17 protein-coding genes are annotated in these 23,370 nt (G+C 58.4%); 7 read left to right on the top strand and 10 right to left on the bottom strand.

Annotated elements, in window-relative coordinates; all coding sequences use genetic code 11:
* Positions 1-15: 15 nt before the first annotated feature.
* The 7 genes from KJ970_08005 to KJ970_07975 form a co-directional block, all read right to left on the bottom strand.
* Positions 16-1,275 carry a cysteine desulfurase gene (locus KJ970_08005; protein ID MBU2690860.1) on the bottom strand — a complete coding sequence of 420 codons (1,260 nt, stop codon included), beginning with the start codon at positions 1,273-1,275 and terminating at the stop codon, positions 16-18.
* A complete protein-coding gene (gene sufD / locus KJ970_08000) occupies positions 1,272-2,666 on the bottom strand; it encodes a Fe-S cluster assembly protein SufD (protein MBU2690859.1) in 1,395 nt (464 codons plus the stop codon). The genes KJ970_08005 and sufD overlap by 4 nt, the downstream gene beginning before the upstream one ends.
* The gene (gene sufC, locus KJ970_07995) at positions 2,666-3,436 is read right to left on the bottom strand and encodes a Fe-S cluster assembly ATPase SufC (GenBank protein ID MBU2690858.1); all 771 of its coding nucleotides are present in this window, start codon (positions 3,434-3,436) and stop codon (positions 2,666-2,668) included. Before sufC ends, sufD begins: the two co-directional genes overlap by 1 nt.
* A gap of 52 nt (positions 3,437-3,488) precedes the next feature.
* Positions 3,489-4,937: a Fe-S cluster assembly protein SufB gene (gene sufB / locus KJ970_07990; GenBank protein ID MBU2690857.1), complete on the bottom strand. Its 1,449-nt coding sequence runs from the start codon at positions 4,935-4,937 to the stop codon at positions 3,489-3,491.
* Positions 4,934-5,455 (bottom strand): Rrf2 family transcriptional regulator, encoded by a 522-nt coding sequence (locus tag KJ970_07985; protein ID MBU2690856.1) that lies wholly within the window; start codon positions 5,453-5,455, stop codon positions 4,934-4,936. Before KJ970_07985 ends, sufB begins: the two co-directional genes overlap by 4 nt.
* A gap of 223 nt (positions 5,456-5,678) precedes the next feature.
* The gene (locus tag KJ970_07980) at positions 5,679-8,168 is read right to left on the bottom strand and encodes a T9SS type A sorting domain-containing protein (protein MBU2690855.1); all 2,490 of its coding nucleotides are present in this window, start codon (positions 8,166-8,168) and stop codon (positions 5,679-5,681) included.
* A gap of 215 nt (positions 8,169-8,383) precedes the next feature.
* Positions 8,384-9,268, bottom strand: coding sequence for a hypothetical protein (locus KJ970_07975; protein MBU2690854.1), 885 nt, complete (start codon positions 9,266-9,268; stop codon positions 8,384-8,386).
* A gap of 251 nt (positions 9,269-9,519) precedes the next feature.
* Between KJ970_07975 and queE the strand changes: the two genes are divergently transcribed.
* The 7 genes from queE to KJ970_07940 are packed head-to-tail and all read left to right on the top strand — an operon-like array spanning position 9,520 to position 18,037.
* Positions 9,520-10,188 carry a 7-carboxy-7-deazaguanine synthase QueE gene (gene queE, locus KJ970_07970; GenBank protein MBU2690853.1) on the top strand — a complete coding sequence of 223 codons (669 nt, stop codon included), beginning with the start codon at positions 9,520-9,522 and terminating at the stop codon, positions 10,186-10,188.
* Between the two features lie 38 nt (positions 10,189-10,226).
* On the top strand, positions 10,227-10,943 hold the full coding sequence (gene queC, locus KJ970_07965; protein ID MBU2690852.1) for a 7-cyano-7-deazaguanine synthase QueC: 717 nt from the start codon (positions 10,227-10,229) through the stop codon (positions 10,941-10,943).
* Positions 10,940-11,302: a 6-carboxytetrahydropterin synthase QueD gene (gene queD / locus KJ970_07960; protein MBU2690851.1), complete on the top strand. Its 363-nt coding sequence runs from the start codon at positions 10,940-10,942 to the stop codon at positions 11,300-11,302. The genes queC and queD overlap by 4 nt, the downstream gene beginning before the upstream one ends.
* Positions 11,303-11,309: 7 nt before the next feature.
* A complete protein-coding gene (locus KJ970_07955) occupies positions 11,310-12,989 on the top strand; it encodes a hypothetical protein (GenBank protein MBU2690850.1) in 1,680 nt (559 codons plus the stop codon).
* A 41-nt stretch (positions 12,990-13,030) separates the two neighbouring features.
* Positions 13,031-14,077: a dipeptide epimerase gene (locus tag KJ970_07950; protein ID MBU2690849.1), complete on the top strand. Its 1,047-nt coding sequence runs from the start codon at positions 13,031-13,033 to the stop codon at positions 14,075-14,077.
* Positions 14,077-16,764 (top strand): FAD-binding oxidoreductase, encoded by a 2,688-nt coding sequence (locus KJ970_07945; protein MBU2690848.1) that lies wholly within the window; start codon positions 14,077-14,079, stop codon positions 16,762-16,764. The genes KJ970_07950 and KJ970_07945 overlap by 1 nt, the downstream gene beginning before the upstream one ends.
* The gene (locus tag KJ970_07940) at positions 16,754-18,037 is read left to right on the top strand and encodes a (Fe-S)-binding protein (GenBank protein MBU2690847.1); all 1,284 of its coding nucleotides are present in this window, start codon (positions 16,754-16,756) and stop codon (positions 18,035-18,037) included. Before KJ970_07945 ends, KJ970_07940 begins: the two co-directional genes overlap by 11 nt.
* Here KJ970_07940 and KJ970_07935 read toward each other — a convergent pair.
* The 3 genes from KJ970_07935 to KJ970_07925 form a co-directional block, all read right to left on the bottom strand.
* Positions 18,010-18,615, bottom strand: a complete 606-nt coding sequence (locus KJ970_07935; protein ID MBU2690846.1) for a peroxiredoxin family protein — start codon at positions 18,613-18,615, stop codon at positions 18,010-18,012. The genes KJ970_07940 and KJ970_07935 overlap by 28 nt on opposite strands.
* 130 nt (positions 18,616-18,745) lie before the next feature.
* Positions 18,746-21,469: a CotH kinase family protein gene (locus KJ970_07930; protein MBU2690845.1), complete on the bottom strand. Its 2,724-nt coding sequence runs from the start codon at positions 21,467-21,469 to the stop codon at positions 18,746-18,748.
* Positions 21,470-21,633: 164 nt separating this feature from the next.
* Positions 21,634-23,370 (bottom strand): Na(+)/H(+) antiporter subunit D, encoded by a 1,737-nt coding sequence (locus tag KJ970_07925; protein ID MBU2690844.1) that lies wholly within the window; start codon positions 23,368-23,370, stop codon positions 21,634-21,636.

Genomic DNA, 23,370 nt, shown 5'->3' with positions numbered 1-23,370 from the left:
GCTTCCTCCGAAAGATCAACTGAACAGCGCCCGGACTTCGCGGAGCCCCTCGACGAGGGCTTCCAGATCCGACTGAAGATTATAAATTGAAAGCGAAGCGCGGGTGGTGGCCGGAACATTGAAATGCTGCAAGACCGGCTGGGCGCAGTGGTGGCCCGTGCGGACGGCGATGCCGCGCCCGTCGAGGATGGTGCCGACATCGTGGGGATGGATTCCATCCATGACAAAGGAAAGAATGGCCGTCTTCTCGGGCGCCCGCCCAAGAATTGTTAAACCATCGAGATTTTCGAGAGCCCGCGTGCCGGTTTCAAGCAGATCGCGTTCATGGGCGGCGATGATATCCAGACCCACTTCCTCTATGAAATCGACGGCGGCGCCCATCCCGATCGCCCCGGCGATATGGGGGGTTCCCGCCTCAAACTTGAAGGGGATCTCATTATAGGTCGTTCCTTGAAACGAGACATTGCTGATCATGTCGCCGCCGCCCATCCACGGCGGCATCGACTCGAGATGCTTGCGCTTGCCGTAGAGCGCTCCGATGCCGGTGGGGCCGAACATCTTGTGAGCGGAGATCGCATAGAAATCGCAATCGAGGGCGGTCACATCAATGGGCAGGTGGGCCGCCGCCTGCGCGCCGTCGACGAGGACGACGGCGCCCACGGCGTGCGCGAGGTCAACCATCCGCCTGATGGGGTTGATTGTTCCAAGGGCATTCGATGCGTGCGCAACGGCGACCATCCGGGTTCGCTGCGAGAGCATCCGGCTGAAGGCGTCGAGCGGCAGTGATCCGTCATCAGCGATGGGCGCCACTTTGAGCGCGGCGCCGGTCTGTTCGCCGAGCATCTGCCACGGCACGATATTGGAATGATGCTCCATCTCCGTGACGAGGATCTCGTCGCCGGGTCCGAGTCGCGGGCGGCCCCAGGATTGCGCCACAAGATTGATGGCTTCGGTCGCGCCGCGAACCCAGATGACCTCAGCGGCCTCGCGGGCGCCCAGGTGGCGGCGGATCTTCTCCCGCGCTGTCTCAAAAGCCTCGGTCGCTTCAGCGCTGAGCCGGTGGACGCCGCGGTGCACATTGGCGTTCGATTCTTCATAGAAGCGGCTGACCGCATCGATCACCTGGCGCGGCTTGTGGGTGGTGGCCGCCGAGTCGAGATAGATAAGCGGCAGGCCGCCCATCCTTCGTGAGAGGATGGGGAACATCCCGCGGATCCGGGCCATGTCGAGGGGAGGCCTGGTTTCGTTATGAATTTTGTTTATGGTTTTATTCATTGTTCCGTACCCGCAAGCCGCTCGCGCAACTGGGCGGCGAGGCCGTCGCGAACGGGGCCGAGCTCCATCCGGTCAAGGACCTCGTTGACGAAAGCAAAGACTAATAGCCCGCGGGCCTGTTCCTCGGGAATGCCGCGCGCCTTGAGATAAAAGACGGCGTCGGGGTCGAGCTGGCCGACGGTCGCGCCGTGGGTGCATTTCACATCGTCGGTGTAAATCTCGAGCTGCGGTTTTGTGTCGACAACGGCTTCGTTGGAGAGAAGCAAATTCATGTCGGTTTGTCTCGCATCGGTCTGCTGGGCCCCTTCTTCAACAATGATGCGGCCGCTGAACACAGCACGGCTTTGATCGGCAAGGATGCCGCGATAGAATTGGCGGCTCCGGCCGTGGGGGGCGGCGTGGCGGACAATCATGTTCGTATCATGCTGCTGCGAGCCGGTCGGAATGTAGAAGCCATTGAGCAGGCTGGTACAGCCTTCTCCGTTCAGTACAGGGTAGATGTTGCTGCGGATAAGGCGGCCGCCGAGCAGCGCGGTGTGTGATGCGAAGTGGCTGTCGCGCGCCTGCGACGCATAGACCGAAGCCACGGCGAGTGACGCCTTGTTCTCACGGGCCAAATTGTAATAGTGGACGCGGGCGTTCGCGCCGACAACAATCTCGGTGACGGCATTGACCAAGGCGGGTTGCGCGCCGAGGGAGACACGATCCTCGATGACGGTGATCTCGCTGCTCTCGTCAACGACAATGAGGCTGCGCGGGTGCACCATTGAAGGCGCCATTGGAGGCGTCATCCGCCGTTCAGATCCTTCCGTTGAAAATTGAGTGGCAACGTGAAGCACACGCACAACGCCTGTCGCCACGCGCGGGGTGACATGGATGAAGGCGCCGTTCTCAAAGAGGGCGGCGTTGAGGGCCGTGAAAGGCTCCCCGCCGCTCTGGGCGAGATGCCCCAGATGCGGCTTCACAAGATGGGGTGATGCGAGCCAGGCGGTAGCCAAGGGGGAGACGGTTACCCCGATCGGAAGGCGGTCGATATGCGACAGCCCTGGTGAGAAAATCCCGTCGACAAAGACGAGCAGAGGGGCATCAAGACCGGGAAAGTTAAAGGGGGAGAGATCAAGGTCGGCTCCCGACGCCACCGCCTTCGGTGACGGAATGCGGAAACGGCCTTCCGTGATCGGTTTACCATTCGTTAAACGCCAATCCTCGTCGTGGGGTCCCGGCAGGCCCACTTCGGCCAGGCGCAAGCGCCCTTCGGCCCGGATCCGGCGGATCCAATCCGGCGCGGCGGCGCCGCGGCCGGCCGCGAGCTCATCCGCGGCATCGAGCCAGACGTTCTGGGTTTGCGTCCTCACGATGGGAGTCTCGGCTGTTCTCGTTTCGACCGTCATCACGCACTCCCCAAAGCCGGGCTCGCCGCTTCTTCTTCAATACCGGCATAGCCAGACTTCTCAAGCTCGAGCGCCAGCTCGGGTCCGCCTGTTTGTATAATGCGCCCGTCCATGAGCACATGAACCCTGTCCGGTTTTACATAATCGAGCAGCCTCTGATAATGAGTAATGAGGAGGATGGATCGTTCGGGCGAGCGCAGAAGGTTAATCCCCTCTGAGACGATCCGCAGGGCGTCGATGTCGAGACCTGAATCGGTTTCGTCAAGGATCGCGAACCGCGGTTCGAGGACCGCCATCTGGAAGATCTCATGTTTCTTCTTCTCGCCGCCGGAGAAACCGGCATTAACCGATCGCCGGAGAAGCGACTCATCCATATTCACGACGGCGAGCTTTTCGCGAACGAGGGAGAGAAAATCGAAGGCGTCGGCCTCTTCCTGGCCGTGCTGCTCGCGTTTAGCGTTGTAGGCCGCCTTGAGAAACTCGAGCGTACTGACGCCGGGGATTTCAACAGGGTACTGGAAGGCCATGAAGACGCCCTCCCGGGCCCGCTCGTCGGCGCTCATTTCCAGTATATTTTTACCGTCGAGAATCACCCTGCCGGCGGTCACGTTATAGGTCTCCCGTCCAGCGATCACTTGGGCGAGGGTGCTCTTGCCGGAGCCGTTCGGCCCCATGATCGAGTGAACCTCACCGGAACCGATCACGAGGTCGATTCCCTTTAATATTTCTTTGCCGCCGATGGAGGCGTGCAGATTCTGGATCTCAATCATCTTCTCGTAAACCTTCCTTTCCTGACCGGCCCTGTCTTGGCCGATGCTCTTGCTAGCCGACGCTGCCCTCGAGACTCACGCTGAGCAGTTTGCGCGCCTCCACAGCGAACTCCATTGGGAGTTCGCGAAAGACTTCTTTGCAGAAACCGTTGACGATCATTGAGACGGCGTCTTCCGTTTCAATGCCGCGCTGATGGCAATAAAAGAGCTGGTCCTCGCCGATCTTGGCCGTCGACGCCTCATGTTCCACTTGGGCCGAGGCGTTGCGAACATCGATGACGGGGAAGGTGTGGGCGCCGCAGCGGTCACCGATTAGCATCGAATCGCATTGTGTATAGTTGCGCGCGTTTTCGGCTCCGGGGTTGACGCGGACAAGTCCCCGATAGGTGTTCTGGCCGTGACCCGCGCTGATCCCCTTAGAAATGATGGTGCTACGGGTATTCTTCCCGATGTGGATCATCTTCGTGCCGGTGTCGGCCTGCTGGCGGCCGCTCGTCAGAGCCACCGAGTGGAATTCGCCGACCGAGTCGTCACCCTTGAGCACGCAGCTCGGGTACTTCCAGGTGATAGCCGACCCGGTTTCCACCTGGGTCCAGGAGATGCGGCTGCGATCACCCCGGCACATCCCGCGCTTCGTCACAAAATTGTATATGCCGCCGACGCCGTTCTCATCGCCGGGATACCAATTCTGGATCGTTGAGTATTTGATCTGCGCATCCTCATGGGCCACGAGCTCAACAACCGCGGCGTGAAGCTGGTTCTCGTCGCGCATGGGCGCGGTGCAGCCCTCAAGGTAACTGACCTGCGCCCCCTTATCGGCGATGATGAGGGTCCGTTCGAATTGTCCTGTCTTCGAGGCATTGATCCGAAAATAGGTCGAGAGCTCCATCGGACAGCGGACACCTTCGGGGATGTAAACGAACGAGCCGTCGCTGAAAACAGCAGAATTGAGGGCGGCAAAGAAATTATCGCCGCGGGGAACGACCGAACCGAGGTATGTGCGGACGAGGTGGGGATGCTTGCGGACGGCCTCGGAGAAAGGGCAGAAAATAATGCCGAGCTCGTCGAGCTTGCCCTTGAAGGTGGTCGCGACCGAGACGCTGTCAAAGACGGCATCGACGGCGACACCGGCAAGCGCCATCTGCTCGTTGAGGGGGATACCGAGCTTCTTGTACGTTTCCAGCAGCTTGGGGTCCACTTCATCGAGGCGCGCCGGCCGGTTTTTATCCGACTTCGGCGCCGCCCAATAACTAATCCCCTGATAATCTGGAGATGTGTAGGTGAGCTTCGGCCAATGCGGTTCTTTCATATCAAGCCACGTCTGATAAGCGGAGAGCCGCCACTCGAGCAGCCAACCCGGCTCGCCCTTGCGGCGTGAAATCTCGCGAACGATATTCTCGTTGAGACCGGGAGGTAGCAAATCCTGCTCGATATCGGTGACAAAACCGTACTTGTACTTTTGCTGAGCAAAGTCCTCGACGGTTTTCTGGGAGCTGGTCATTGCGCTTCCTCCTTGAGGGAACCTGACGCCGGGTGAAGGGAGGTCGGTTCTGATGATGCGAACGGCCGCCCATCGTTTCGCATGAGGTCGGCCAATGTGACATGGCTGAGATAATCGCCGATCTGCCGGTTGAGCCCGCGCACCGAGATCGAGATGGGGCAGCGTCCCTGGATCCGGCAATGAGTTGATCCGTCGCCCGGAACCCTCGCGCCCCGGGTTGCGGATGCGTTGCAGCAGTTCGTGACCGATACGGGACCCTCGATGGCCGACACCACATCGTTCACCGAAATGTCGGCGGGTTTGCGGGCGAGGGAGTAGCCGCCCCGAGGTCCCCGGGTGGATCGCACCAATCCGACCCCCATGAGGCACTTCAGAATCCCCATGAGAGCCGGCAGCGGCAGGTCGAAGCGCTCAGCGATCTGCCGCGCGCTCTGCTGATCGGCCTCCTTGACGGGGGGCTCGGCAAGGCCCACAAGGGCCACAAGGGCATAATCCGTTTTTCTTGTAAACCCAAACATGAGTTAGTGTTACCTCTCAATCTCCATTCATTTCTCTCGAGCTCAATGAGTACCTATTAAGTACTAGTACCTAATTAGTACCATATAATCGGCACGAAGTAAAGGGGTCGGTAGGATTTTTTATGCTCTGGGAAGATTTTTTTGGCAGGGGATAAAAGAAAGCCCGGGTCAGCTCGACCCGGGCTCGGTAAGACCAACTCGCATCCGCAAAGCCGGATGGTTTTTATGAATGGGGCCGCAGGTAAATGACGCGGCGCGATGCCATCCGCTTGTCCACGGTGAGGGTGATGAAATATATCCCCGAAGCTCTCTTTTCAAGATTTCGCACACCATGCCATGAAATGGAGTGGGCTCCGGCGGGGAGTGTCCGATTGAGGAGGGAATCGATCCGGCGCCCGGCGATATCGTAGACAGCCAGCTGCACTTCGGCGGAGCGGCCCAACTCAAATGTTATATCCGCCCGTGTCCGGAAGGGATTGGGGGATACTTTAACGTTGAACGGGAATGCAATGGCATCCGCCGGATTCTCGACACTGGAAGCCGGCCTTCCGCCCAACAGGATCGTCAAATTGTTCGAGTTCAGATTGGCGACGGCAAGGTCGGGGCTGGTATCCCCGTTAAAATTCCCGATGGCAATGGAGCGGGGGGCATCACCACCGCCATAGAAGGCGTCCTCGGCGAATGTTCCGTCCCCCTGTCCCTGCAGGATCAGGATGTTATCCGACCGCCCGCAGGCTACGGCGAGATCCGGATTTTCATCACCATCGAGATCTCCGATGGCGACGGAGAAGGGTCCATCGCCCGTGCGGTAGAGGACCGCCGTCTCAAATGAGCCATCCCCCAATCCCAGGAATACGGCGATATCCCCGGAATAATCGTTCGCGGCGACAATGTCGGGGATGGTGTCTCCGTTGAGATCGCCGGCGGCAATGGCAAAAGGCCCGTCCCCTGCGGCATAGAAGACAACCGGAGCAAAGCCGCCGAGGACCTGTCCCAACAGCACCCCGATATTGTTGGAGTTGACATTGGTTTCCACAAGATCGGGTAAATCATCCCCATTGAGATCCACGATGGCGATAGAGGTCGGTCCGTCTCCTGTGCTGAAATAGGCTGTCAGTGTGAATGTCCCATCCCCCACGCCCGAGAAGACAGCGATGTTGTCCGAGTTGCGGTTCACCACGGCGAGGTCGGGGGTGCTGTTCCCATCGAGATCACCGATGGCTACGGATGAGGGATATGTACCTGCATTGTATAAGTCAGCATCTGCAAAGGTTCCGTCGCCCAATCCCAGCAGCACCGCTATCTGATGAGCCCAAATATTCGCCGTCACGAGGTCGGGGATGGTGTCCCCGTTGAGATCGCGGGCGGCGATGGAATGGGGTCCATCCCCTGAAGGAAACTGTCCGGCGACGGTAAAAGAGCCATCGCCCGCTCCCAGGAGCACCGAGATATTGTCGGAATTATAGTCGGCCACCGCGGCATCAGAAATTCCATCTCCATCGAAGTCATCGATGGCTACGGCAATTGATCCATCACCTGAAGTAGTGACAGGCGCTGTGGCGAAGGTTCCATCCCCAAGCCCGAGAAAGACAGAGATAGTGTTTATCCCGGAGTTGGCCGTTGCAAGGTCAGGGACATGGTCTCCGTTGAGATCATCGGTGGCGACGAAGGCCGTCCCGTCACCGGAGCCATAGAAGGTTGCGGCCGAGAAAGTGCCGTCTCCCAGTCCGAGAAGAACGCCGATGCTGCCTGCGGCTTCGGCGGCGACGGCAAGATCGGGAATCTCATCCCCATCGAAATCCCGGATGGCGACGGAAACGGGGTTTATACCCGCATCAAAGAAACCGGGATTTGTGAAAGTCCCATCGCCTTGACCCATGAGTATGGCAATATTGTCCGCAGCATAATCCGCGACGGCGAGATCGGGGATCTCATCACCGTCGAGATCATCGATCGCCACAAAGACAGGTTCATCGTTTACATAAAAGAAATCGGCGGCCGTAAAAGTCCCATCTCCATTTCCCAGGAGCACCGCGACGGCGTCGAGGTTCCGGACCGCTACCGCCAAATCAGGAAAAGTATCGCCGTCAAGATCGCCGATGGCGACCGAAAACGCACCACTCCCAGCGCCGATGTAGGCGGGGACGGCGAAGGCGCCGTCTCCGAGTCCCAAAAAAACCGCGACATCGCCCGACGCTTCGTCGGCGACGGCGAGATCGGGAATATCGTCTCCGTCGAGGTCCTCGATGGCGACAGATCGCGGTCCGTTCCCTTCATCGTAGAATATGGGGGCGGTGAAGGTTCCATCTCCCATTCCGAGGCATACGGCGATGTCGGCTGAGAAGGCATTGGCTATGGCGAGATCGGGAATGGTATCCCCATCCAAGTCCCCGATGGCGATGGAACAGGGTCCATCCCCCGCGCCAAAGAAGGAGGCGGGGGCGAAGGTTCCGTCCCCTTGCCCCAGGAGAACGGCAATGTCATCGGAATTGAGGTCGGCCGTCACTATATCTGGGATCGCATCCCCGTCGAGATCGCCGATGGCCATCGCCCCTGGCCCATCTCCCGCCTGAAAATCCAAACGGGCTGGCCAGAAAAGGATCTCTCCCCATGCAGGATGACCCAAAAAGCTAGCGAGTGTAAACAAAACCGCCATCAATGATCCGATGGAAAGCATGCGGTCGCAAAGCAACCGGATGGGGCTGTTCATCATAGATGAAATCTCCTACGACGCGGCCTCTAAGTAAAAGGTCCCCTAGACGATGAACCTCCAGCTTGGAGTCATTCCAAGTGGAGGCGGAGGAAAAGCCCTAACTCGTTAATATTATAGCATATATGTTAAGAATTAACATCTAGGTAAAGGTGAAGAGGTTGCTGCAAATGGCCCGGGTCAGCTCGACCCGGGCTCTTTTCCAATCTCCACCCGGCTTAGCTGGGATCATCCGCCGGGCATTCAGCGTCGATCAGGTTCTCATCCCAGCAGGCTCTTTCGCCGCCATTGTAGTCCGGCGCCTGCAGACTGCCGGCGCCGGTCTCTTCGTTCCAGGTCATATCTGCCGTAACATTTTCGGATGCGTCATAAAACGCCACCGTGACAATCACTCCCTCCTGCAGATAAGACAATGTGTCGCCAAAGATCTCGTTACCGGCTTCGATCACCTCGAGACTCAGCTCCTTTTGATCTTCTGCTTCTACTTTCCAATCGATTCGTATCGCCGGTGCCGCTTCTCCATTCTCAAGATTGTTCAAGATCCAGTAACCGCGATCCTCAACGATATGCGAGCGGCCGGAAAACCAGGTGGCCTGATCCAGTGGAGGGTTCGCCTGGTCGTCGCTGATCTGCATTTCCCAATCAATTTCATCGTCGAGTAATGTTCCACGCAGACGGATCTCAATTTCATGATGAGGATTTTCAAACCAAGTGTAGACCCACATGAAAGTGTTATCGCCGATATAACTCGGTATCGTATGCAGGGCGGCGAAGAAAGCGACCGACGGTGGTACGACGACCTCCGCCACGACAAGATTCAAGATGGCCACGCGGATCGCCGCATTAAACCAATTCCACCGGGATTCCGACGCCGCTGAGAATTCCGCCTCTTCGAGCGGCATCCCGACCGCTGTCTGTGCGTCAAAGAGACCGAAGTTGAATTGCATGGAGGCGACAGGAGGGAGCCCCGGCGCTTCAGGATCAGTTGAGACAGGCCCGGTCGCTTCAGGTTTGAGGGCATCCTTACTGCAACCCATACACACGGTCATGATCAGGAATCCCGTCAAGAGGACCGGGGCGATTGATATCCATCTGACTTTCATTTCATTCTCCTTCGCGGGCCTCTAATCCGGCCCTCTTACTAAAGTGTTTGGTCCGGCATCTGTGCCGCTGTTCCATCCCGCTTGCTTAAATAAGCGGGAAGTGTGCCGTTCCGGACGGGTCCTGTAACCGGTATATTGACAAGATGATATGGGAATCTTGGAGGTTTGAGTTTTGCCAAAAACCCTGTGGTGAATTTTCGAAATTGTGGCTCCTTTTCACAGGAGGCCTCATCTCGTGCTAAGGTACGGCCATGGTGGATTTAAAAGACAGAGGCCGGATCACACTGCGGGTAACGGAGATTTTTCAGAGCATCCAGGGAGAATCATCCTATGCCGGATGGCCGTGCGCTTTTATCCGCCTGACCGGATGTCCCCTTCGTTGCACCTATTGCGATACCGCCTATGCCTTTGAGGGTGGGGAGACCTATACAATTGACGGCATCCTCTCGCTCATCGACCCGTTTAAATGCCGCCTGGTGCAGGTCACCGGCGGAGAACCGCTGGCGCAAAAGGGAACGATTCCCCTGTTGCAGGTTTTGGCCGATCGCGGTTACAAGGTTCTGCTGGAAACGGGCGGCAGCGAGGATATCCGGCCGGTCGATCCGCGGGTCGTGATCATCTATGATATCAAAACACCGGGCAGTGGTGAGGTGGAGCGGAACCGCTGGGAGAACCTGGCGCATCTTAAGAATGAGGATGAAATCAAATGTGTCATCGGTTCCCGCAAGGACTATGAGTGGTCCCGGGATCTCATTCGGGATAAAGATTTGGAGGACCGGCATATTGTTCATTTCTCACCGGTCTTCGGCGCGGTGACGCCCCGCGAGCTGACGGGGTGGATATTGGAGGATGGTCTGCGGGTGCGGCTCAATCTGCAGCTTCACAAATTTATTTGGGATCCGGAAACGCGGGGTGTTTGAAAGCGTCGCGATGGTGTGAGGGGATGAAGATGAACCGGATGAGAGCGAACAAGAACGCCGTCGTGCTGCTGAGCGGCGGTCTTGATTCGACGACCGTTCTCGCCATGGCCGTCGCGGAGGGTTGGCGGTGCCATGCCCTCACGATCAACTACGGCCAGATCCATGAGCATGAGCTCACCGCCGCCCGGCGTGTCGCGGAATCGCTCGGTGCGACCGAACACCGGCTGCTCGATGTGGATCTTCACAGCTGGGGCGGATCATCCTTGGTGGGCGACGGCGCCGTGCCGCAAAACCGCGATCTGGAGGCCGCTTCCGATGAGATCCCCTCCACCTATGTTCCAGCAAGAAACACGATCTTCCTCTCGCTCGCTCTGGCTTGGGCGGAGGTCTTGGATGCCGGCGCCATCTTCCTGGGGATCAACGCCCTTGATTATTCAGGCTACCCCGACTGCCGCCCCGGTTTTCTACACGCTTTCGAAGAGGTGGCGCGGCAGGGCACGCGCCAGGGGGTGGAGGGACGGCCCCCCGCCTTGCGGGCGCCCTTGGCCAACAAGACGAAATCGGAGATTATACGTTGGGGGATGAGTTTGGGTGTGGATTACAGTTTAACACACACCTGCTATGAGCCGCTTTCCGGCGGCCGCCCATGCCGGCGGTGTGATAGCTGTCTGCTGAGGGAGAAGGGATTCCGGGAAGCCGGATGTCCCGATCCGCTGCTGGAAAACGGCGGGATGGGCAAAGGGGAATCGTTATGATGGTCGAGCTGGTCCGGACTTTTACATTTCAGGCGGCGCATTACCTTCCAAAGGTTTCCGAAGATCATAAATGCCGGCATATGCACGGCCATGCTTACAGGGTCGAGGTATCGCTTCGCGGCCCCGTCAATCCTGAAACCGGCTGGCTTGTTGATTTTGGTGAGATCGCGATCGTTTTAGATCCCATCCGGAAGGAGCTGGACCATACCATTCTCAATGAGATTCCCGGCTTGGAAAATCCAACGGCCGAGATTCTCTCGGCCTGGATTTGGCAGCGGGTCACGGCCGGAATTCCCTATCTGCACCGGGTCAGCGTCTTTGAGTCCGAGAACTCGGGTTGCCACTACCTCGGCGATTAAGACTCCGGTGAACCCTTCGAATTTGTTTCATCGATTCAAACCCATCGGATCTGAAATCGACCGGCTTGCCGGCCGTATTGCAAATGAGTTTCCCACGCCGCTGAATCTCCCGCCAGTTGTACAAAAGATAAGAAAGGCGCTCGGCCTCCCGCCGACGGGGCATCTGATCCTCACGACAAACCATGCGGCGGCGACCCTCTCACCCTGGAATCTCGGCCGCATCCTTCTGGGGGAGGGATTGGCCCGGCGTCTGCGTTTGCTTGGCGTCGATGCGACGGCGGTTGTGCTTCCCTTGGATCACAACACGTTGGGAGATATCAACCGCCCGGGGCTTTTCTACCTCGGCGGCCGGTCATGGAAGTGGCCGCGGTTGCCCCGAGATTCGCGGCGGGTCGTCTCGACCATCGAACTGCAGCCGCCGGACGCCCAATGGCGCGATCGTATCCGGCAGACACTTCTGCAAGATATTCCCCGGCAAAATATTTCCGGCGCTCGGGTGGCGGCCGCGATGGAGGCGGTCTTGTCGGCCGCCTTCGACCGCAAAGAGCAGGGCCGGGCTGACCATGTCTGGAGCCGGATGCAGAAGAATCTACTGCAGCTCTGCGGTTTTGAGGCGACTCGTGTCTGTTTTATGTCGGAGGTGGAATCGTTATTGGCGACATCGGCCCCTTGGCCGCAGGGGAGTTGGGATGACATCCGCCGCGCTTCCCTGGGATTGGGTGATGCATGGGCTTGGCCGGATTCTCTCTTTTGGGGCCTCTGTGATCCCTCTTGTACACTCCATGGCCGGCTCCAAGCGACCCGGAAATCAGAGAAACCGGATGCGCAGGAATTCGTCTGCCGCGCTTGCGGGCGGCGCGAGACTTTAACATCTCAGTCGGTGGCGCCATCGATCGCCGGCGGCCGTCTCCATCCCCGGGTTCACCTTCTCGTTCTGTGGCTCCGCCGGGGATTGGCTCCGATCATCCATACCGCGGGGCCGCAAATGATCTCGTATGCGCACGCCGTCACCGCTTTGGAAAATAAGCTGGCGGATGATCCAGGGCTGCCGCCCCAGTGGATTCTGCCGGTGGGAAGTACCGTCCCCGCGATCGTTCTGACACCTCTTTTCAGCAAACGGCTGGGTCCCTTGCAGTCTTTCGGTAAAGAAGGATTCCGCGGCCGCGCGCTGTGGCGCCGGGTTGTGGATGAATGGGCCCGGAGCGATTGGACCGCTGTCGAGGCGCGTCTCGGTCCCCGCCTCCGGGAGGGGGGATTTCCTCCGGCGCCGAAAGGAATCGGCGTCCTCGAAGCGGCGCTGAGGGAATGGGGATGGTGGCCGCCCCATCCATCCCCTGCAGCCGGGCGGGAGAGCCAAATCCCCATCGATCCGGCAGTCGATTTTATAGACGGCTTCATGGCCTGGGCGCATCCCTTCCGATGGGCGGGAGGGTGGGATTGGTTGTACTCGGGGCTTACCGCCGCCTCGGCGTTGCAGCGATGGGCCTCCCGTACACTGGAAGACCTCTCATTCCCCGCCGATGCCAAACCTCCCCGCGCGCCGCGATCGATGATTCAGCAGGTCTTTTCCCCAAATGACCCGGCGGATGATTCCCTTGTACAATATTCGCACCGCCCGGAGCCGTTTCTTGAGGAATTGTTATGCGACCCTCCGGAGGAGGTGGAATCCTCCGGCTTTCCCCGCTAAGATGACCGGGAAGACAGATGCCGAAGAGGGGAGTCCTTCACATGAATGATTGGAAGATCGATGAAGCCCGTTCGGGCTGGCTGGATGTGCGCTTGGGTCGTGAATTCCGAACCAATATGAAGCGGATTCTGGCCCACCGGGACATCCTTGTCCGGCTCCGCATCGGGGATACGGCCGGCTGGGGTGAAGCTTATACAATGCAGCACGATGCGGCGGAGAAAGCTCTGGATGGGAATCTCCCCCTGGGGCGGGATCCTTGGGATTTCGACGCCATCCTGGAGCCGATCGCGGATCTCCCCGCCCGCGCGGCCGTCGATATCGCCCTGCACGACGCGCTCGCCCGCAAGCTCGGGCTGCCGATTTACCGCTTTTTGGGGATTCCCAAGGGGGGCCCGATAACATCGGTCACGCTCAGCCTCGGTGATGACGATGAGGCGGTGATCCGGGAGGCCCGCGAATGGGTGCAGCGGGGTTTTCAATGTCTCAAATTGAAGATGGGGACGGCAACCGATCCGTCACTGCCGCTCAGAATCCGCGAGGCCGTCGGTTCCGGAATCAGAATCCGCGTCGACGGCAATCAAGCCTGGACTGTTTATAATGCGGAGTACCTTTTCAAGATGCTCAAGACGGCCGGCGTTGAGTTCTGCGAACAGCCCTTTCCCGTCGGGCAATCCGCGTTATGCGCGGAGATCCGCCGTGAGATCGATCTGCCGATCTATTTGGATGAAGAGATCACCGGGCCGGCGGATGTCGCACGGGTCTGGCGCCACGGCGGCGTCGACGGGGTGAATGTGAAAGTTGCGAAGTGCGGCGGTTTGAGGCGGTCTCTTGAAACCATACGAGCGGCCCGCGCTCTCGGCCTCAAGGTGATGATCGGCTGCTATTTTGAAACCTCTCTGGCCATCGGCGCGGCGGTGCATCTCACCGGGCTCGCTGATGCCGTCGATCTCGATGCAGCGCTCTTTTTGGCCGCCGACCCTTTCCGGGGCCTAAGTTATGCGGAGGGGCGACCGGTCCTGGAAGGCCCCGGCACCGGGCTCACGCCGGATGAAGGCTGGGCTGGATTCGAAGAGGTGGATTCCAAATAATGCCGTCTCGGATCGGCGCGGAGCTTCTCGATCGCCTGACAAGCCTGCTGGGCTCCGAGGGCGTCGGCCGCGATCTTCCCCGTCGTCACGCCTTCGCGGCCGACGCCATGCCGGCCGCAGCGGGCGTCCCGGAGATGGTTCTCTCCCCCTCGCGATATGATCAAGTCGCGCCGCTTATACAATTGCTGCATGACGCCGGGATACCCTACGTGCCGCGTGGAGCCGGAACCGGTCTCAGCGGCGGCGCGGCGGCGGACGAGTTCGAGGCGGTGCTCAGTCTCGCCCGGCTCCGTCGGATTCATCGGATCGATCCGGTGAGAAGGATCGCGGTCGTGGAATCGGGCGTTGTCAATATCGCGCTGTCACAGGCCGCGGCTCCCTGGGGATTGGAATTCGCCCCCGATCCTTCGAGTGAAACGGTTTGCACCATCGGCGGGAATATCGCCGAAAACGCCAGCGGTCCCCACACATTAAAATATGGTGTCACCCGCGCGCATCTTCTCGCGCTGGAGATGGTGCTGCCGGATGGCCGCACCATGGTCTTTCCATCCTATGCGGATCGACTCGAGGATCTGCTGCCCTATCCGCCCGTCGATATTCCGGGACCGGATCTTGTCAGCCTCATGACGGGAAGTGAGGGGACGCTTGGTGTTGTGACCCGTGCTATCGTTCGCCTGTCGCCGACTCCGGAGAAGACAGCGACGCTATCGGGATATTTTAAATCAATCGATGACGCCGTCGATTCTGTCACAAAACTCCTCGCCTCGGGATTCCTGCCGGCCGCTGTCGAGATGATTGATGATGTCGTTCTGGATATGGTTTCACGCACCTTTTCGATGCCGGTACCCAGCGCGGCACGGGCCTTTCTTCTCGTCGAGGTGGATGGGCTGGCCGAGGCGGTCGCGTTTGAGGCGTCCCGTGTTGAAGAGATCTTTCAATCTTCCGGAGCGCTGGATTCCCGGCGCGCCCAAACGCCCGGCGAACGCGAGAGCTTGTGGGCGGCCCGCAAAAAGACCTTCGGCGCTCTCGGTCGCGTTGCATCGAATTACTTTGTGCATGACGGGGTTGTGCCGCGAAGCCGGCTGGCCGGGGTCTTGAGAGAGATCAAACGGTTCTCCGCGGAGTATCGCCTGCAGACGGCCAATATCTTTCATGCCGGGGATGGAAATGTTCACCCCACCATCCTTCTCGATATCGAGAATCCTGATGAGGTGGAGCGATCCGAGCGGCTGGGGGAGGAGATCCTGAAACTCTGTGTCCGGGCCGGGGGCACCATTACCGGCGAGCACGGCGTCGGCTTGGAGAAGCGCCGGCTGATGAAAGAGATTTTTACCGGCGCGCAGATGGATCTTCAGAAGGCGCTTCGGGATCTCTTCAATCCGAAAGGCCTCAGTAATCCAAGAAAGATTTTTCCGCCGGATGAAGACCCGCCCGAAGAACACCCGCTCGATGGCCCCCCGCCGGAAGAGGGCGCCGCCGACTTCCCACGACGGTCTGTGGAAGGAGCCGCCGGAGGATCCTTCCAGCCGGAAACAGGCGCGGAGGTTGAACAAATCCTGGATGAGGCGCAAAGGGCAGGCAGAAGGATTCGCATTCTTGGCGCCGGAACCATCCCCTTGAATGATTTTATAATGGATCCATCTCCCGAATCGGATCTTGAACTGGACCTCACCCGTCTTCGCGGAATTCGCCAGGTCGAACCGGATGACCTCACGGTTGAATTGTCATGCGGGTCGACCCTGAGTGATGTGACCCGGGCGCTGGCCCCGCACAATCTGTGGGTCCCTTTGGATGCCCCCGACCCGGATCGAACCACCATCGGCGGTATCCTTGCGGTGGGTTATACAGGACAACGCTGCGGCCGCTGGGGACCGCTGCGGCACCGGGTTCTCTCCCTGGAAGTCTGCGTCCCCGGTCACGGCCGTCAGACCTGGGGCCGGGCGGTTTCAAAGAATGTCGCCGGCTACGATGTGGCTCATATGCTGGTCGGTTCAATGGGAACGCTCGGCGTTTTTACCAAAGCGGTTCTACGCGCCGAACCCTTTCCATCAGTCCGGCGCTCGGCGATTCTTTGCGCCCGGTGGCTCATCCTCGAACGTCTGGCCGGGATCCTGCTGCGATCCTACCTTCCATGGAGTCATCTCGATCTGGTGATGGCCGCCGGTGGGGGAGGTTCCGGAAACCTTGAACCGGAAGCGGTCCTGCTGGTGGGCTGCGAAGGCTCACCCGAGATTCATGGCAGATTGTGCAAGGAGTTGGAGACTATTGTTAAAGGAACGGCCGGTATCGAGTGGCGGGATACCTCCTCGGTCGAGGAGGATCTGCGCGGCCGCTGGGGTCCGTTATCTTCCGGCGCCGGCGGAACAAAACTCAACCGCCGCATTTATCTTGATCCGGTGCGGGGCCCGGGCGAATGCGCCGCTCTATGCCGCCGGCTGCGTGGATCCGAGGCGAGGATCCAGCTTCATCTTCGCACCGGCCTCTTGAGCCTCGCGGCGCGGCCGGAGGTATTGGAAGGAATTCAAGCTCCGGACGGATGGAGCAGCGGCGGCTCTCCGGAGGCCGCGTCCGGCCGGCAACTCATGTGGTGGCGCCGATTGAAGAGGATCTTTGATCCTGGCGATGTCTTGAATCCAGGTCTTATGCCGGCCGTTCAGAAAACGCGGGGGGAATCCCATGAACGATAGGCCGGTGCCTTCGGGAGATCTTTATCGCGATTGCATCCATTGCGGCCTGTGTCTGGAATCGTGTCCGACATACAAATTGCGGGCTGATGAGACGATCTCGCCGCGCGGTCGCCTCCGTCTTATTGAAGCTCATATGGATCAACACCTGCGTGTGGACGACGACCTCTCAGGTCCGCTGGAAAGTTGCCTCCTTTGCCGTTCCTGTGAGGCGATGTGCCCCTCGGGTGTTCCGTTCGGCGCGATGATGGAAGCGGCGCGCGAAAGGATGGCCCGTGAGGCGTCCCCGCCGTTCGCGCGGGCTATCTGGTCCCGGCTGCTGAAGTGGTTTTTTCTGTATGGTGTTTCCCATCCGCCGATGTTGAAGCGGGCCGCCCGTGTCTTGAAGATTGTTCAAAAGATGGGAATTCTTGAGTTTCTAAAATCTTCACGGCTGGTCGCCGAGGAGCTGCCCTGGCTGCTTGCCGCCGCGAAACTCGCGCCCCCCTTGTCCAGGGCTTTTGAGCCGTGTGCTGACAGCCGGCGATCCTGCGGGGACGCACCGGACGAGGTATTGCTCTTCGCCGGCTGCGTCACGCCCTGGGCGCTGCCCGACGTCAGCCGCTCTATGGATGAAATAGTCAAGAGATTGAGTTTGACGCCGGTTTATCCCGACCAGCAAACTTGTTGCGGCGCTCTGCATCTTCATCATGGTGATATAAAAAAGGCGCGCGAGCTCGCAAGAAGGAATATCGACGCCTTTGATGGGCCGAACGGTTTAACAATTCTGGTCGAAGCAGCCGGATGCGGCGCGGCGTTGAAATCATATGGCGAATTGTTAAAGGATGATCCGGTCTATGCCGAGCGGGCTGCAAGGTTCAGCAGTCGGGTGAAGGATCTCTCGGAATGGCTGGTGAGCCGAGAGCCGCCCTCAAATACCCCCTGCGGAATTCAGGTTATTTTTCAAGATCCCTGCCATCTGCGCCATGTCCAAAGGGGCCATGAATTTCCCCGGCGGCTGCTTCAAGAGATCTGTGGTTTGGATATTGTTGAAGTGCCCGAAGCGGAGATCTGCTGCGGGAGCGGTGGAATTGCTAATCTCCTTGAATATGAAATAGGTGAAGCGCTGGGACGCCGGAAGGCTGAAATCCTCAAAAGCGCCAATCCCGACTTTGTCGTTACATCCAATCCGGGATGCTTATTGCAGTTGCGCAGACATTTGGACTCCGAGGGGGTCCAAACCCGGCACTTGGCGGAGGTGCTGGTGGATTATTGGGCCGGTGTTAAAGCGCCGTAGGCTTTCTCACCGAAGAGGTTTTTTATCCGTCCCCAGGTGGCTTCCTTCGGGGGCGCGACGCCCTCAAGAGAGTTTGAGACGGCCTCCTTGAGTTCTGATTCGCTGTAGGCTCCGGAACCGGAAGCGACATAGCGGACGATTTCCAGTCCGTCGACCAGCACAAAGCTGTTGCTGCGCATGCCGTAATCCTGCCCGATAGCCGAGGCGTCGGCGATCAATGGGAATGTTACGCCTGTCGCATCGCGAAAGTTCTCAACGATTTCCAGCGCGGGATCCCCGATATTCAATCCCAAGACTTTGAAATCATGCCAGGCGAAGGTTTGCCAAATGGCCTGCTCAAGTTGAGGGGCAATGGTGACGCAATAGGGGTCACTGGGATCAAAGAAGAAGAGGAGGACAACGGTATCTTCAAGTTGAACCAGGTTGTAAACATTGCCGTCCAGATCTTCAACGACAAAATAGGGCGCGGGGTCCCCGGCATCCAATCCTAAAACTCCCTGAATGGGAAAGAGAAGGGGGAGGATGAGAAGCGCGAGAGCCAAGGGGTGTCTGAGCTTCTGTGAGATCTTCTTCATCATGAATCCCGCCATTGTTGCAGGCCCGATTCCAAGGTGTCTGAATTCCCCACCCATCATCCTCCAGAACATCCTCATTATAGCACACCCAACCTTCCTGAACCAAAGAGAGACGCATTCAACTCTCTAACCATCACGGATGCAGAAGGATAAACTTCACCGACTCCCTCCGATCCGGTGTCTGTAGAAGGGCCCAATAGAGTCCTGGAGCGACCTGGGCCCCTTGCTGATTCCGGCCGTCCCAGGTGACTTTCTGTGGTCCCTCCGCCACGGGTCCATCGATCAGTGTCCGAATTCTCCGTCCCGTGACGTCATGAATCGCCAAGGTCGCCGATGTCGTGCGGGGCAGATTCAGGCTGAATATTCCCCGTTCGAGGAAGGGGTGAAGACCGCCGATTTCCAGGCAGGCCCCGGTGAGGGCTCCTGCGGCGGGCTCAGGGGCGTCGCTGATTTCGCAATTCGGTCCATTGGGTGTCGGCTCCGCCTGGAATTCCCAAGTCACACTGCCATCACATCGGCGCGCATAGGAGATGTCGCTGGATTGCTCACCGAAACCGAGCGCGTCCACCGGCTGAAGTCCCATTTGCACATCATAGTGAAAGACGCCGATTTCCTCACCCCAGGTGGAAAGCTGGAAATTGGTATGCAGGCTGCCCTGTTGAGGCTGGCCGTCGGCCCAGAGGATTAAGCGGCCGTAAGGCTCGAGAATCGTATTGGGGAAAGCCCATTTCGAGCCCCAGGTCAGGTCGTCGGTAAGGTAGTAACCTTGGAGTGATATCGGTTCCGGCGTCGAATTATAAATTTCGATCCAGTCGTCAAATTCACCAAAGTCATCCGAGATGGTTGTATTGTTCGACGCCATGAACTCATTAACATAAATTTCCGGGTCTTGGCGGTAAACTGGAATATGAGAGCGGAGATAATTCTCGCGGTTCGCCGACCATGCCGTCATGGTGGTCAACTGATTTACGAAGACATCATTGTTTTCCCATAGCCACTTGTTCCAATCCCGCTGCCCGGCCTCGATAATCTGATTGTAAGCATCCAGTATAAGGCTGTCCCGGACGGCGGATGAAAGATCCGTATTCATCAGCCAAAGAGCCCGGTCCAGATACCGTCTGCGCATGAAATCATTGTCAAAAATCCGTTCCAGGAGACGATTATCCTGTGTCCCATAAGAGGGCGGCCGCAGATATGTCGTCGCCAGACTGAAGCCGCCGAGGTTCCCCCAGGTAAAACTTGTGTCCCACGGCAGGAATGTCCACTTATTCAGATCGAGATCATGGTAGAGGTAATAATTGTGATCCTCAAAATTGAGGTTTTGGAGTATCAATTGGGTCGCATAATAAGTGTACATCGCCTCCAGATCAATCAACCCCGCCAATTCCGAGAAGAGGTCTTCATCCGGTGACGTATCGATAGCAAAGGTCAAATCGGAAAGATCGGTCCAGTCATATTCCGCTTCATTCGTCGTTTTGTCGTAATAGATCTCATAGTCATTGATGTTGGGAAGATATTCCAAGGTGGCGCCGTCTTCGGCCTTGTAGAGGTTGGCGCCGCGATCGAGCCAGGGACGCTTATCAAGGTAATGCTCGTCGTATTGCTCGAGATCATGATAGAGACCGAGAAAACGATCGTTCAGGAAACAAAGGAAAAACTGTGAATCAACCGCCTCCGATCCCGCCAATTTGTGCGCGCGGATGGTCATGTAATTCCGCGTGAGATAGGGATCGTCAACCTCGGAATTTAAGTGAACCAGCTCGCGATCCTCCATCAAATTAGTATCGGTGAAATTCAACTTATACGATTTCTTGAACAGAGAACGGACAAAGCTCCCTTTGTAGCGGATCCGGACATCGGTCCATTGCTGCCCGTCCCAATCCAGGATGCAGGGAACGTAATAGTTCTCGGCGAAATTCAGATTCATGAGAAGAATGTCGGCGGGATCGACGGTCAGCTCATATGTTCGAAGCTCGGAATTGAACGGGTCCAGAGGCGAGATCGACAGGATAGCGGTGGGCGCGCCCACGTTGCCGTAAACGTCGACCGCCTTCATGTAATAGTAATAGGTTTCCGCCGGATCCAACCCCCGATCGATATATCTCGAGACGAGATCGAGCCTCTCCTTGATTTGTGTATACGGACCGCCTGGAGCGGTGGCGCGATAGATCCTGTACCCCGCCAAATCATCATCGGCCGGTGGATCCCAATTGAGATTAATCTCGCGGTAACTATCGAGAATCTGAAAATCCCCGGGGGTCGCCGGCGGCTGTGAATCCGGTTGCCTCGAGACGACGGCGATACCTGAGAGGATCACCGCCGCTGCGTAGCTGCCCCCATAAACATTGAGCTGCCCGTCGGTGACCGTCATATGGAATTGGTAATCGATGGCGAAATCGCGGCCGACTTCAGCGAAGATATCAACCGAATCGATGACCGTATGCCCTTCCGACCATATCCACCAGATCCGCTCACCAGGGCCGTGTTTTTCATGTTCCGCGGTGCGGATGCGAAGAAGATAGTCGCCGTTCGGAACATCGAATCGATACTCGATGAAGTTCGATCGCAGTGTGGAGTAATGCGCGGAGTCGGTGTCCGCCCCTCCGATGGGATGCCAATTCGACGCCGCGCCGCCGTTTGTATAACCGAATCCGTTCTCAACCGTGTAGGCGCGATCGGCGACATAGGTGATGCCGGTCTCAGAAATAAAAGTATTACCGCCGCAGTTCAAGGCCATCTCGAGCGCCTGCAGGGCGGGGGGATGCAAGAGGCCGAGCATCAGCGCCGCAAGCGCCAGCACCCGCGGGAAGAGGGGGAGATGTCTTGGAAAGGGATGAAGAAGGCTATGCCTATCCATAGGGTGTCTCCGGTAAGCGAAGTGCACGGCCACAGAAGGGTGGTTGCCACCCTCAGGTGTAAAGAAAGGATAGCACAATTATAGGCCGCTGTCATGAGGCGCCGGCTTAAAAAGCACTTACATAAAAGGTTAGAGGGTTTGTATACGGCCGCGGATGAAACCCTTCAACGCAGGGTGATCCACAGGGCCATCACGACGACGAAGAGAAGGGTCAGGGAGATGGCGACCTGAATCGGCGGCCGCTGGCGATCGGGATCGAAGGCTTGGGTCTTGTCCACCGGGCGGCCGACAAAACCCGAGAGAAAAGCCACGGGATTCCTGCTTCTCCGGGCCAGGGCCGCGGCCAGCCGGTTGCCGCCGATTTGAACATTCTCGAAGGCCGAGACGACATATTTCACAAACAACAAACGCGCCAGGGGCGCCGGCATACGGTAGGCGCAATCGGTATCGATAAGGAAGCCCGGTTTCGGCGAGAGTTTCGGGATGAGGAAGAAGAAGACGACACCGGCGAAAAAGAGAAGTTGCAGCGCTCCCACCACATGCGCGGGAGTGTAAGCTTGGTAGTGGACAGGATAAGGAAGAAAACGGTAGAGGAGACCGGGAGCGACGCCCAACAGAAAGCAGGCGGCCGCGGCCAGGCTCATCCCCAAAATCATATTTTTCGGCGCCGGATTAATTTCAATTTCTTTTGATGGCCCCTGTTTTGGAGAGCTGTACCAGGTGAAATAGGGCAGCTTCAGACCGACGCTGAGGAAGGTTCCGACCGAGGCCAGTTCCAGGAGCAGGAAGGCGGGGATGATACCCGCCTGCTCGGCTGCACTGATCGTCATCGATTTACTGATAAAACCGTTGAAGAGGGGCAGGCCTGAGATCGAAACGGCGCCGACCATATAGAGAATCAGCACGACGGGCAGCCTCTTTGACAATCCGCCGAGGTCCGTCAGCCGGCTGTGCCCTGTTTGATAAAGAACGGTCCCCGCTCCCATGAAGAGCAGAGCTTTGTACAAAATGTGGCAGAAGGCGTGAGCCGCCGCGCCGTTGATGGCCATCTCGGTTCCCAGGCCGATTCCGGCCACCATGAATCCGACCTGGCTGACAATGTGATAGGCGAGGATCAAGCGGATATCATTCGCGAGAATCGCGTAGATCACGCCGTAGAGGGACATGATGACGCCGGCCCAGAGTAAAACCTCCCAGCCCGAGTAACACCGGATGAGGACATAGACGGCGGTTTTCGTTGTTAAAGCGCTGAGGAAGACCGATCCGGTGACCGTGCCGCGGGGGTAGGCGTCGGGCAGCCAGGCATGCAGCGGGGGCACCGCCGCATTAAGGGCGAAACCGATCAGGATCAGCCAGGCCGCCGTCCCGCCGGAGCCCGGCAGAAAGGATTGGATGCTGAGGGATCCGCTGTTCTGGATCTGAAGCAGGATGCCTGCCAGAAGGATCACGCCGCCGGCGAGATGAACCAGGATATACCGTCCGCCCGCCCGGGAGGATTCTTCGGTTCGCCGCGCCCAAATCAGGACAACCGAGCCGACCGCCATCAGTTCCCAGAAAGCGTAGAGGGTCAAGTAATCACCGGCGAAGGTGACGCCCATGGCGCCGGCATAGTATAAGAGGGCCGCCGTCTGTTGGAACCGGTCTTTGAGGTGGAGGCCGTAGACCCCGCCGATAAAAACGATGATGCTGAAGATCGATCCAAAGAGCAGCGACAGGCGATCGGCGACGAGAGGGTGCAATGTATAAGATAGAAACTCCCAGGTGGCGCTGGAACCTTGCGGCAGCCGTGTCAGCAAATAGAGACACAGTGCAGGCGGCGCCAGGAAGAAAAATCCGCGAAGCCGTTTCGGCAGCAACGGCAGCAGAATGGCCCCGACCAAGGGAATCAGTGCGGGAGGCAT

The sequence above is a fragment of the Candidatus Eisenbacteria bacterium genome, from assembly GCA_018831195.1.
Classification (GTDB): domain Bacteria; phylum Eisenbacteria; class RBG-16-71-46; order CAIMUX01; family JAHJDP01; genus JAHJDP01.
Note: the sequence above shows the minus strand (reverse complement) of the source record. Positions and strands in the feature narration are given on the sequence as shown.